This window comes from Streptomyces lienomycini (assembly GCF_027947595.1).
Taxonomy (GTDB): Bacteria; Actinomycetota; Actinomycetes; order Streptomycetales; family Streptomycetaceae; genus Streptomyces; species Streptomyces lienomycini.
Window position 1 is genome coordinate 6125858 of record NZ_CP116257.1, and the last position, 12320, is coordinate 6138177.

Sequence of the window (12320 nt, forward strand, 5' to 3'; positions counted from 1 at the left end):
GGCGGTCGGGTGCCTCTACTTGCTGAAGTCCGGCACCAGCTTGGCGATCGCGGTCTCGACGTCGCCCAGCCCCTTGTCCAGGGACTTCTTGCCGCCGGCGATCTGGGGCAGCTCGTCGTCCAGCGGGGTCAGCAGGGAGCTGTACTCCGGCAGCGACGGGCGCGGCTGGGCGGCGGGCAGGACCGTCTGGTAGCCGGCGATGCCCGGGTCGGCCTTGACCTGCTCGGTGTAGGCGTCGTCGCGGGTCGGCAGCGTGGAGTTCTTCAGGGCGACGGCCTCCTGGGACTTCGCCGAGGTCATGAAGTTCACGAACTTCAGCGCCGCCTCCTGGTGCGCCTTGTCCGAACCGGCGTAGACCGACAGGTTGTGGCCGCCGGTCGGGGCGCCCGCCTTGCCGGTGGTGCCGGCCGGGACGGTGGCGATGCCGAGGTTGCTCTTGTCCTTGAAGGCGGAGCCCTTGTAGAAGTTGGTGATCTCCCACGGGCCCTGGATGATCGAGGCGACCTTGCCGCTGACGAACGCCTCCTGGATGTGGGCGTAGGCGTCCGCGGTGACGTCGGCCTTGTGCAGGCCCTTGCCGTCGAACAGGCTCAGCCAGGTGCCGTACGCCTTCTTCGCCTCGGGCGAGTTGACGGTGATCTTCTTGGCCTCGACGTCGACCGTGTCGGTGCCCTCGCCGTACAGGAACGGCTGCGCGTAGTACCCGGCGGTGGAGGCCCAGTAGCCGTCGACGCCGGTCTTGTCCTTGATGGTGGCGGCGGCCTTCTTCAGGTCGTCCCAGGTCTTGGGGGCCTCGACGCCGGCCTTCTTGAACAGTTCCTTGTTGTAGACGAAGGCGAGGGTGTCGGTGACCAGCGGGACGCCGTAGGTCTTGCCCTCGTACTTGGCCTGCTCGATCAGCTTGGGCTGGAACTTGTCCTGCTCGGCGAGGGCCTCGGTGCCGTCCAGCGGCAGGAAGAAGCCCTTCTTGGCGAAGGCGGCGGTCCAGCCGACGTCCGTGCGCAGCACGTCCGGGGCCCCCGAGGCACCGGCGGCGGTGTCGAACTTGTTCTGCGCCTGGTCGAAGGGGACGTTGACGAAGTTGACCTTGACGCCCTTGTTGGCGGCCTCGAACTCCTTGACCAGGGCCTTGTAGGTCGGCGCCTCGTTGGTCGCGTTGGACGTGTCCCAGTAGGTGATGGTGACCGGTCCGCCCGACTCGCTGTCGCTGTCGCCGTCCCCGCCGCACGCCGTCGCCGCCAGGGCGAGGGACGCCACCAGCGCGGTGGCCGCTATGCCACGCCGCATGAGTTCTCCTTGAGGGTGAAAGCCCGTGTGGTGCAGGGTGCGGGCCCGTCCGCCGCTCCTGCCGACCGCCGACCGCTTCGTTGCTGCCGTCGGGCGACGTGAACGTAACAGCGTTGAAAGCTCGGCGAAAGGTCTTGCTGCAAAAATGTGCAAGAGATCTCCGAAGTTATCCGGGCGTGACCTCTCGGCGACCGTCATGAGACGCTTGTTTACGGGGCCCGAGCGGTATCGGGCCGGTTGTGCAAGACTCTGCAAGCTCTTGCCGCCACATTCTTGAGGGAGCGCGATGACGCAGCAGCCCGTGCCGGGCCGTCCGACGGGCCGTCCAACAGGCCGCCCACGGCGCCCGATCGGTGTGCAAGGCGGCGGCCGACAGGTACAGTCCACCCCTGTGACCACACGGCTTGCCGACATCGCCGCCCAGGCGGGGGTGAGCGAAGCGACCGTCAGCCGCGTCCTCAACGGGAAGCCGGGCGTCGCCGCCACCACCCGCCAGTCCGTACTCGCCGCCCTCGACGTGCTGGGCTACGAGCGCCCGGTGCGGCTGCGTCAGCGCAGCGAGGGCCTGGTGGGCCTGATCACCCCGGAGTTGGAGAACCCGATATTCCCGGCGCTGGCGCAGGTGATCGGGCAGGCGCTGACCCGCCAGGGCTACACGCCGGTCCTCGCCACCCAGACCCCGGGCGGCTCCACCGAGGACGAGTTGACCGAGATGCTGGTCGACCGCGGGGTCGCCGGCATCATCTACGTCTCGGGGCTGCACGCCGACACCACCGCCGACATGCAGCGCTACGAGCGGCTGCGCGCGCAGGGCGTGCCGTTCGTCCTCGTCGACGGCTTCTCCTCGAAGGTGCAGGCGCCCTTCATCTCCCCCGACGACCGGGCGGCGATGAGTCTCGCGGTCACGCACCTCGTCTCGCTCGGCCACACCCGGATCGGGCTGGCGCTGGGGCCGAAGCGGTTCGTGCCGGTGCAGCGCAAGATCGAGGGTTTCGTCCGCACCGTGCAGGACCAGTTGCACCTGAGTGCGGAGACGGTCGAGAAGGAGATGGTCCAGCACTCGCTCTACACCCTGGAGGGCGGCCAGGCGGCGGCCACCGCGCTCATCGGACGGGACTGCACGGCGGTGGTGTGCGCCAGCGACATGATGGCGCTGGGTGCGATACGCGCGGCCCGGCAGCTCGACCTGGACGTGCCCAAGGACATCTCGGTCGTCGGCTTCGACGACTCGCCGCTGATCGCCTTCACCGACCCGCCGCTGACGACGGTCCGCAAGCCGGTCCCGGCGATGGGGCAGGCGGCGGTGCGCACGCTGCTGGAGGAGATCGGCGGCACCCCCGCGCCGCACAGCGAGTTCGTGTTCATGCCGGAGCTGGTGGTACGCGGCTCGACGGCGTCCGCACCGGGCGAGCGCAACCGCCCCTGACCTCCGCGCTCCGTCCGGCGGATGCGGGACGGGACAAACAGGGGGATCATCGGTGAAACAGGGCTTTTCTGGCAGACTTCACGCCTATGGGTGACGCGACCGCGAGGACTGGGGAACGCCTGGAGGACGGCGTTCCGCGCCCCGTCGCCGAGACGACGGGGAGGGGCCTCCTGCGCCGCCTTCGCGCTCCGCGCCGGCCCCGCCTGTGGTTCGAGATCCTTCTGATCGCGCTCAGTTACTGGACGTACTCCCTGGTCCGCAACGCGGTGCCGGAACAGCGGACGGCGGCGCTGCGCAACGCCGACTGGATCTGGCGCGTCGAGAACCAACTCGGCATCGCCGTCGAGGAGTCCGTCAACCACGCCGTGAACTCGGTGACCTGGCTCGTCGTCGGCATGAACTACTACTACGCCACCATGCACTTCGTGGTGACCCTGGGCGTACTGGTGTGGCTCTTCCGCAGTCATCCCGGCCGCTACGCGGCGACCCGACTGGTCCTCTTCGCGACCACGGGCGTGGCCCTGGCCGGCTACTACCTGTTTCCGCTCGCCCCGCCCCGCCTGATGACCGGCGGGCACTTCGTCGACACGGTGCTGGTGCACCAGACGTGGGGGTCGATGGCGTCCGGGGACCTGAAGAACATGTCCAACCAGTACGCGGCGATGCCGTCGATGCACATCGGGTGGTCGGTGTGGTGCGGGCTGACCGTCTTCGCGCTGGCCTCGGTGCCGTGGGTGCGGGTGCTGGGGCTGGTGTACCCGGCGCTCACGCTGGTGGTGATCGTGGCGACGGCGAACCACTTCTGGCTGGACGCGGTAGGGGGTGTGGCGTGTCTGGCGTTCGGGTACGGGGTCGCTGCCGTGTGGTACGGGAGGCTGCCGTACGCGTTGCCCCGGGTGGTGCCGCGGGCCGTACGGCGGAGGGTGTGGTTGCCGGGGCGGGCTTAGCTGCGGGGTGCCGCGACGCCGGGCCGCGCGACCTCCAGTCCCAGCCCCGGCAGCGGGGGCGCGGCCGAGGCGGAAGCCGTCATGCGTAGAACAGCTCCTCCACCACCGTCCGGGCCCTGCGTGCCGTACGCCGGTACTCGTCCAGCATGTCGCCCGCGTGGCCCGAGGCGTGGCCGAGGTAGCGGCCCACGGCCGCCAGCTCGCGCGGGTCGGTCGGGAAGGTGTCGCCGGCCCGTCCCCGGACCAGCATCACGGCGTTGCGCACCCGGGTCGCCAGCACCCACGCCTCGTCGAGGGTCGCGGTGTCCTCCTGCGAGACGAACCCGGCGTCCCGGGCGGCGGCCAGGGCCGCGCGTGTCCCGGTGGTCCGCAGCCCGGCGACCTCGTGCCCGTGCCGGAGCTGGAAGAGCTGCACGGTCCATTCCACGTCGGAGAGCCCGCCCGGCCCCAGTTTGGCGTGCAGCTTGGGGTCGGCGCCGCGCGGCAGCCGCTCGGACTCCATGCGGGCCTTGAGCCGCCGGATCTCCCGTACGGCGTCCTCCTCCAGCCCGCCCGCCGGGTAGCGCAGGGGGTCGATCAGCTCGATGAAGCGCCGCCCCAGGTCCTCGTCCCCGGCGACGAACTCGGCCCGCAGCAGGGCGTGCGACTCCCAGCCGAGCGACCAGCGCCGGTAGTAGGCCGCGTACGACTTCAGGGTCCGCACCAGCGGCCCGGACCGGCCCTCGGGGCGCAGGTCGGCGTCGATCAGCAGCGGCGGGTCGGCGCTCGGCACCTGGAGCAGGCGCCGCATCTCGGCGACGACCTTGTTGGCGGCGTCGCCCGCCTCCCGCTCGTCCACCCCGTCGCGGGGCTCGTGCACGAAGAGGACGTCCGCGTCGGAGCCGTAGCCCAGCTCGTGCCCGCCGAAGCGGCCCATGCCGATGATCGCGAACCGGGTGGGCAGGACGTCGCCCCACTTGTCGCGCACGACCGCCCGCAGCGTCCCCGCCAGCGTCGCCGCCGTCAGGTCGGACACGGCGCCGCCGACGAGGTCCACCAGGGCGCCCTGGTCGGCCTCGACGGGCTGGGCCTCGGTGCCGTAGGAGCCGACGATGTCCGCGGCGGCCGTGCGGAACAGCTCCCGGCGCCGTACGCCGCGTACCGCGGTGACGGCCTGTACGGCGTCGTCGGCGCGGCGGACCGCGGCGAGGGTCTCCTGCTCCAGCTGGGCCCGGCCGCGCGGCCGCAGTCCCCCGGCGACGCCGTCGCCGAGCAGCGCGACCGCCTCCGGGGCCCGCATCAGCAGGTCGGGGGCGAGCCGCCCGGCGGACAGCACGCGGGCGAGGTTCTCGGCGGCGGCGCCCTCGTCCCGCAGCAGCCGGAGGTACCAGGGGGTCTTGCCGAGCGCGTCGGAGACCTTGCGGAAGTTGAGCAGCCCGGTGTCCGGGTCGGCGGAGTCGGCGAACCAGCCCAGCAGCACGGGCAGCAGGGTCCGCTGGATGGCGGCCTTGCGGGTGACGCCGGACGCCAGCGCCTCCAGGTGCCGCAGGGCGGCGGCCGGGTCGGCGTATCCGAGGGCGACCAGGCGTTCCCGGGCCGCCTCGGGGCTGAGCCGGGCCTCGCCGGGGGCGAGCTGGGCGACGGCGTCGAGCAGCGGCCGGTAGAACAGCTTCTCGTGCAGCCGGCGTACGACGGAGGCGTGCCGCTTCCAGGCGCGCAGCAGCCCGGCGACCGGGTCGGTGCGCAGGCCCAGGGAGCGGCCGAGGCGGCGCAGGTCGGCCTCGTCCTCGGGCACGAGGTGGGTGCGGCGCAGCCGGTGCAGCTGGATGCGGTGCTCCATGGAGCGCAGGAAGCGGTACGCCTCGTCGAGCTGGGCGGCGTCGGTGCGGCCGACGTAGCCGCCCGCGGCGAGGGCCTCCAGCGCGTCGAGTGTGGTGCCGCTGTGCAGGGAGGTGTCGGCCCGCCCGTGCACCAGTTGGAGGAGCTGTACGGCGAACTCGACGTCCCGGAGGCCGCCGGGGCCGAGTTTCAGCTGCCGGTCGACCTCGGCGACGGGGATGGTCTCCACCACCCGGCGGCGCATCTTCTGCACGTCCGGGACGAAGTTCTCGCGGTCGGCGGCCTGCCACACCAGGGGCTGGAGGGCGGCGACGTACTCGGCGCCGAGGCCGGGGTCGCCGGCCACCGGGCGGGCCTTGAGCAGCGCCTGGAACTCCCAGGTCTTGGCCCAGCGCTGGTAGTAGGCGACGTGGCTGCTGAGGGTGCGCACGAGGGGGCCGTTGCGGCCCTCGGGGCGGAGGTTGGCGTCGACGGGCCAGATGGAGCCCTCGACGGTGGTCTCGGAGCAGATCCGCATCAGGTGCGCGGCGAGCGAGGTCGCGGCCCGCATCGCCCCGGTCTCGTCGGCGTCGGGGCCCGTGTCCGACGCCTCGCCCACGAAGATGACGTCGACGTCGGAGACGTAGTTCAGCTCGTGTCCGCCGCACTTGCCCATCGCGATCACCGCGAGCCTGCACCGCGCGGCGTCCTCGGGCGCGGCGGCCTCGGCGAGGGCCAGGGCGGCGCGCAGGGTGGCGGTGGCGAGGTCGGCCAGCTCGGCGGCGGTCTCGGCGACGTCGATGGTGCCGCACACGTCACGGGCGGCGATGGACAGCAGGCAGCGCCGGTAGGCGACGCGCAGGGAGACCGGGTCGGTGGCCTCGGCGAGCCCCCGCTCGAACTCCTCGACACCGCGGTGCAGGTCCCGCGGCTCGTACGTCACCAGGGCCTGCCAGTCCCCGGCGTGCCGGGCGAGGTGGTCGGCGAGCGCCTCGGAGGCGCCGAGCACACCGAGGAGACGGTCGCGCAGCGGCTTGGCCGCTATCAGCGTGTCCAGCAGCTCCTGCCGGGCGGTGGGGTCGGGCTGCGCCTCCAGGAGCCGCACCAGTCCGTGCAGGGCGAGGTCCGGGTCGGCGGTGGCGCCCAGCGCCTCCAGGAGGACGGGGTCGGCGCGCAGCTCGGCCAGTTCCGCGCCGTCCAGGAGTCGTTCGGCGGCCGAGGGATCGGTGAAGCCGTGCCGCAGCAGCCGTGTGAAGGTACTGCTCCTGCGCCCCGGCGCCGTCATCTCGGCCTCCTGTCGGACTGCGGGGCGCGTGGGCCCGGTCGGATCAAGGTCGTACGGGCTGAGCGTAGCCGGACAACGGCGTGCGGGCGCCGGGGCGTACCGCTCCCGATCCCCGGTGGACCCCTCCCGACTCGTACGATATCTTGTACAAGCCGAGGAAGGGAGGCACTGGTATGTCCATTACCGCCAGCGAAGCCCGTCAGAATCTGTTCCCGCTGATAGAGCAGGTCAACGAGGACCACGCCCCGGTACACATCACCTCCCGCAAGGGGAACGCCGTGCTCATGTCCGAGGAGGACTTCACGGCGTGGACGGAGACGGTGCATCTGCTGCGCTCCCCGCGCAACGCCCGCCGTCTGCTCGACTCCATCGCGGAGGCCGAAGCGGGCGGGGCACGGCGGCACGACCTGATCGACCCGGACGCGGAGCGGGCGTGAGAATCACTTTCACGTCCCACGGCTGGGAGGACTACGTCCACTGGGCCGAGAGCGACCGGAAGGTGACCAAGCGGATCAACAGGCTGATCTCCGACATCACCCGTGACCCGTTCAAGGGCATCGGCAAGCCGGAGCCGCTCAAGGGGGACCTGTCGGGCTACTGGTCACGGCGCATCGACGACACGCACCGTCTCGTGTACAAGCCCACCGACGACGTGCTGATCATCGTCCAGGCGCGCTACCACTACTGAGGCGTGCCCGAACCGGCTGGTGCAGCGGCTCGGCCGCCTCGGCCGGTCTCGCGCCAGCGGTTGGTGACCGGCAGGCGGCGGTCCCTGCCGAAGCCCTTGGGCGAGATCTTGGTGCCCGGCGGGTACTGCCGCCGCTTGTACTCCGCGGCGTCCACCATGCGCAGCGTCCGCGTCACCAGTTCCCGGTCGTATCCGGCGGCCACGATCTCGTCCGCGCCCCGGTCGCGGTCGACGTACAGGGCGAGGATCGCGTCCAGCACCGGGTAGTCCGGCAGGGAGTCCGTGTCGACCTGGCCGGGGCGCAGCTCGGCGCTGGGCGGCTTGGTGATCGAGTTCTCGGGGATGGGCGGGGTCCGGCCGCGGTCCCGGGCCGCCCGGTTGCGCCACTCGGCGAGGCGGAGGACCGACGTCTTGTACACGTCCTTGATGGGCCCGTACGCGCCCACCGAGTCGCCGTACAGCGTGGAGTAGCCGACCGCCAGCTCCGACTTGTTGCCGGGGGCCAGCACGAGGTGGCCCTCCTGGTTGGAGATGGCCATCAGCAGCGTGCCGCGCAGCCGGGACTGGAGGTTCTCCTCCGCCAGTCCGGTCAGCTCCAGCGCGCCCGTGTACGCGTCGAACATCGGCTCGATGGACACGGTGCGGAGGGTGAGGCCGGTGCGCCGGGCCAGCTCGGCCGCGTCGTCCCGGGAGTGCTGGGAGGAGTACCTGGACGGCATCGAGACGCCGTACACGTGCCGCGCGCCGAGTGCGTCGCAGGCGATCGACGCGACCAGCGCGGAGTCGATGCCGCCGGACAGGCCGATCAGCACCGAGCGGAAGCCGTTCTTCGCGACGTAGGCGCGCAGGCCGGTGACGAGGGCCGAGTAGACCTCCTCGTCGTCGTCCAGCGGCTCGGCGTGGCCGCCGGACCGCCACGGCTCACCGGCGGGCATCGTGTCCGCCGCCTCCTCCGCTTCGGAGAGCACCACCCGGTCGATGCGCAGTCCGTCGTCCACGACGCCCGCGGGCGGCTGCGCCTCGGCGGCGGGCAGGTCGAGGTCCAGCACCACGCACCCCTCGGTGAACCGCGGCGCCCGCGCCAGAACCCGCCCGTCCCGGTCGACGACGATCGAGTCGCCGTCGAAGACCAGCTCGTCCTGCCCGCCGGTCATGGCGAGGTAGGCGGTGGTGCACCCGGCCTCCTGGGCGCGCTTGCGGACCAGTTCGAGCCGGGTGTCGTCCTTGTCGCGCTCGTACGGGGAGGCGTTGACGGAGAGCAGCAGCCCGGCCCGCGCCGAGCGGGTGGCCGGCACCCGGCCGCCGTCCTGCCAGAGGTCCTCGCAGATGGCGAGCGCCACGTCGACGCCGCGCACCCGCACCACGGGCAGGGTGTCGCCGGGCACGAAGTGGCGGTACTCGTCGAAGACGCCGTAGTTCGGCAGGTGGTGCTTGGCGAAGCTGAGCGCCACCTCGCCGCCGTGCAGCACGGCCGCCGCGTTCTGCGGGGCGCCGGCGGGCTGGCCGTACCTGGGCTGCGCGGTCGCCGAGCGGTCGAGGTGGCCGACGACCACGGGTACCGCGCCGAGGCCCTCGTCCGCCAGCCGCGCCGCGAGCGAGCGCAGGGCGGCGCGGGACGCCTCGACGAAGGAGGACCTGAGGGCCAGGTCCTCCACCGGGTACCCGGTCAGCGTCATCTCCGGGAACGCCACCAGGTGCGCTCCCTGCCCGGCCGCGTGCCGGGTCCAGCGCAGGACCGACTCGGCGTTGCCGTCGAGGTCGCCGACGGTGGAGTCGATCTGGTTGAGGGCGAGTCGTAGGCGGGGCACGGGCCCCACTGTAATCGTCAGAACGACGCAATGGGGCGACGGTTGTGTTACCGCCTGATGTCCGAGACCTCACGCACGCCGTCTCAGCTCCTCGGTTTCGCGCCCCGCTCGGCCAGCAGGTCCGCCATCAGCCGGATCTCCGACTCCTGCGACTCCACCATGCCCCCGGCCAGCCGCTTCTCCACGCCGACGGTGCACCTGTCGACGCACCCCTTCGCCATGTGGACGCCGCCCTTGTGGTGCTCGGTCATCAGCTGGAGGTAGAAGACCTCGGCCTGCTTCCCGTTGAGCGTCCCGAGCTTCTCCATCTCCGCGTCGGTGGCCATCCCGGGCATCAGCGAGCCCTTGCCCGCGGAGGGCGCGTCGCCCATGCCCATCCAGGTCATCGGCGGGTCGGAGGACACCTTGGGCAGCGCCCACAGGTCGAGCCAGCCGATCATCATGCCGCGCTGGTTGGCCTGGGTCTGCGCGATGTCGTACGCGAGCCGCCGCACCTCCTCGTCGTCGGTGCGGTCGCGCACGATGTACGACATCTCCACGGCCTGCTGGTGGTGGACCGACATGTCCCGCGCGAACCCGGCGTCCGCGGAGTCGGCGGACGGGACCCGGCTGCCGCCGTCGTCCCCGGCGACCGCGTAGGTGATCCCACCGGCCGCGACGAGCACCGCGGCCGCGGCGCCCGCGATCCAGCCGGTCCGCTTCGGGGTCACTGGGACAGCCCGTTGGTGCACGCGGCCCCCGGCTCGGGGGTCTGCTCGCCCTGGACGAACTTCTCGAAGAACGTGTCCACGTTCGGGTCGTCGGCGCCGGTCACCGTGCGCTGGTGTCCCCAGGCGGACAGCACGATCGGGTCCTTCTGCTTCTCGTCCGGGCTCATCAGCGAGTACGGCGTCTTCTCGACCTTGGCGGCGAGCTTGTCGACGTCGGCCTTGTCCGCCTTGTCGGTGTACGTCACCCAGACGGCGCCGTGCTCCAGCGAGTGCACGGCGTTCTCGTTGTTCAGCGGCTTGGTGTAGACGTCGCCGTCGCAGTTCATCCAGACCTGGTTGTGGTCCCCTCCGACGGGGGGTTCGACGGGGTAGGTCACCTTCTCGGTGACGTGGTTGCGGCCGAGGTCGCCCTTCCAGGTCCGCAGCCCGTCCGCGTCGGTGGCGAACTTGCCGGAGGTCTTCGTCCCGTCGCCCTTGGACTCCATGCCGTCGGAGTCGTCGGACTGCGACCGGACGAGGAAGACGCCGCCGACGACGAGACCGGCGACGACCACGGTGCTGAGCGCGACCGTGAGGATCCGGTTGCGGCGGGTGCGGGCCTCCTCGGCACGCCGCATCTCGGCTATGCGGGCCTGTCGCGCCGTGGTGCTGCTCTTCTTGGCGGAACCCATGGGGTGTTGCCCTTCTGGGAAGAAATCTCGGGAGGGATCTGAGGACGGAGAGGCGGTGAGGTCCGCTGATCGTAATGGCGCGGGACCGGTCCTTCGTAGGGAGGTCGCAGGATCCGTCCCGGCCGGATCCCAGGAATGGCCCGATCGAACAGGTGGCCTCTACGCTGCGCTCACGGGGCGGGCCGGCCGACCGAGGCCCGCAACGCGTACGAAACGGTCCTGTGGTGTGATGCTCAGGTGCCCGACCGCCTCCCGCCGTACCGGAGACAGGCGGCCTGACCAGCGAGGATGGGGAAGCGGAAGATGGACAAGCAGCAGGAGTTCGTGATCCGGACGCTGGAGGAGCGCGACATCCGGTTCGTACGCCTGTGGTTCACGGACGTGCTGGGCTTCCTCAAGTCCGTCGCCGTGGCCCCGGCCGAACTGGAGCAGGCCTTCGACGAGGGCATCGGCTTCGACGGCTCCGCGATCGAGGGCTTCGCCCGGGTCTACGAGTCCGACATGATCGCCAAGCCGGACCCGTCGACGTTCCAGGTCCTGCCCTGGCGCGCGGAGGCCCCGGGCACGGCCCGCATGTTCTGCGACATCCTGATGCCGGACGGCTCGCCGTCCTTCGCGGACCCGCGCTACGTCCTCAAGCGCGCCCTGGCCCGCACCTCCGACCTGGGCTTCACCTTCTACACCCACCCGGAGATCGAGTTCTTCCTGCTGAAGGACAAGCCGGTCGACGGCTCGGTGCCCACCCCCGCCGACAACTCCGGCTACTTCGACCACACTCCGCAGAACATCGGCATGGACTTCCGCCGCCAGGCGATCACGATGCTGGAGTCGATGGGCATCTCGGTGGAGTTCTCCCACCACGAGGGCGCCCCGGGCCAGCAGGAGATCGACCTGCGCTACGCGGACGCACTGTCCACGGCCGACAACATCATGACGTTCCGCCTGGTCATGAAGCAGGTGGCGCTGGAGCAGGGCCTCCAGGCCACGTTCATGCCGAAGCCGTTCTCGGAGTACCCGGGCTCGGGCATGCACACCCACCTCTCCCTCTTCGAGGGCGACCGCAACGCGTTCTACGAGTCCGGCGCGGAGTACCAGCTCTCCAAGGTGGGGCGCTCCTTCATCGCGGGCCTGCTGCGCCACGCCGCCGAGATCTCCGCGGTCACCAACCAGTGGGTGAACTCCTACAAGCGCATCTGGGGCGGCACCGAGCGCACCGCCGGCGCGGGCGGCGAGGCTCCCTCCTACATCTGCTGGGGCCACAACAACCGCTCCGCCCTGGTCCGCGTCCCGATGTACAAGCCCGGCAAGACCGGCTCGGCCCGCGTGGAGGTCCGCTCCATCGACTCCGGCGCCAACCCGTACCTCACCTACGCCGTCCTCCTCGCCGCCGGCCTCAAGGGCATCGAGGAGGGCTACGAGCTCCCGCCGGGCGCGGAGGACGACGTCTGGGCCCTCTCGGACGCGGAGCGCCGCGCCCTGGGCATCGAGCCCCTCCCCCAGAACCTGGGCGAGGCCCTCGCCCTGATGGAACGCAGCGACCTGGTCGCCGAGACCCTCGGCGAGCACGTCTTCGACTTCTTCCTCCGCAACAAGCGCCAGGAGTGGGAGGAGTACCGCTCCCAGGTCACGGCGTTCGAGCTGCGGAAGTCGCTGCCGGTGCTGTAGCGGGGCAGGCGGAGGCGCGTCGGGGTGGGACGCGGA

The 12320-nt window shown here is 71.4% G+C and carries 10 protein-coding genes; 5 read left to right on the forward strand and 5 right to left on the reverse strand.

Annotation, left to right across the window (positions count from 1 at the left end; genetic code table 11):
- Positions 1–15: 15 nt before the first annotated feature.
- Positions 16–1287 carry an extracellular solute-binding protein gene (locus BJ961_RS27935; RefSeq protein WP_271415555.1) on the reverse strand — a complete coding sequence of 424 codons (1272 nt, stop codon included), beginning with the start codon at positions 1285–1287 and terminating at the stop codon, positions 16–18.
- A gap of 391 nt (positions 1288–1678) precedes the next feature.
- On the opposite strand from BJ961_RS27935, the gene BJ961_RS27940 reads away from it, so the two are divergent.
- Both BJ961_RS27940 and BJ961_RS27945 read left to right on the forward strand, forming a co-directional pair.
- Complete coding sequence (locus tag BJ961_RS27940) at positions 1679–2713, forward strand: LacI family DNA-binding transcriptional regulator (RefSeq protein WP_271415556.1); 1035 nt, start codon at positions 1679–1681, stop codon at positions 2711–2713.
- 86 nt (positions 2714–2799) lie between these two features.
- Complete coding sequence (locus BJ961_RS27945) at positions 2800–3660, forward strand: phosphatase PAP2 family protein (RefSeq protein ID WP_271415557.1); 861 nt, start codon at positions 2800–2802, stop codon at positions 3658–3660.
- Between the two features lie 79 nt (positions 3661–3739).
- Here the strand turns inward: BJ961_RS27945 and BJ961_RS27950 are convergent, their stop codons facing one another.
- Positions 3740–6742, reverse strand: a complete 3003-nt coding sequence (locus tag BJ961_RS27950; RefSeq protein ID WP_271415558.1) for a bifunctional [glutamine synthetase] adenylyltransferase/[glutamine synthetase]-adenylyl-L-tyrosine phosphorylase — start codon at positions 6740–6742, stop codon at positions 3740–3742.
- 173 nt (positions 6743–6915) lie between these two features.
- On the opposite strand from BJ961_RS27950, the gene BJ961_RS27955 reads away from it, so the two are divergent.
- The gene (locus tag BJ961_RS27955; RefSeq protein ID WP_271415559.1) at positions 6916–7179 is read left to right on the forward strand and encodes a type II toxin-antitoxin system Phd/YefM family antitoxin; all 264 of its coding nucleotides are present in this window, start codon (positions 6916–6918) and stop codon (positions 7177–7179) included.
- Positions 7176–7430, forward strand: coding sequence for a Txe/YoeB family addiction module toxin (locus BJ961_RS27960; protein ID WP_134655433.1), 255 nt, complete (start codon positions 7176–7178; stop codon positions 7428–7430). The genes BJ961_RS27955 and BJ961_RS27960 overlap by 4 nt, the downstream gene beginning before the upstream one ends.
- On the opposite strand, the gene BJ961_RS27965 is transcribed toward BJ961_RS27960, so the two are convergent.
- From BJ961_RS27965 to BJ961_RS27975, 3 genes are all read right to left on the reverse strand, one after another.
- Positions 7424–9238, reverse strand: coding sequence for an NAD+ synthase (locus BJ961_RS27965; protein ID WP_271415560.1), 1815 nt, complete (start codon positions 9236–9238; stop codon positions 7424–7426). The genes BJ961_RS27960 and BJ961_RS27965 overlap by 7 nt on opposite strands.
- Positions 9239–9321: 83 nt before the next feature.
- On the reverse strand, positions 9322–9948 hold the full coding sequence (locus tag BJ961_RS27970) for a DUF305 domain-containing protein (protein ID WP_271415561.1): 627 nt from the start codon (positions 9946–9948) through the stop codon (positions 9322–9324).
- Positions 9945–10619, reverse strand: a complete 675-nt coding sequence (locus BJ961_RS27975) for a DUF3105 domain-containing protein (protein ID WP_271415562.1) — start codon at positions 10617–10619, stop codon at positions 9945–9947. The genes BJ961_RS27970 and BJ961_RS27975 overlap by 4 nt, the downstream gene beginning before the upstream one ends.
- 303 nt (positions 10620–10922) lie before the next feature.
- Between BJ961_RS27975 and glnA the strand changes: the two genes are divergently transcribed.
- A complete protein-coding gene (glnA, locus tag BJ961_RS27980; RefSeq protein WP_052840241.1) occupies positions 10923–12284 on the forward strand; it encodes a type I glutamate--ammonia ligase in 1362 nt (453 codons plus the stop codon).
- Positions 12285–12320 lie beyond the last annotated feature (36 nt).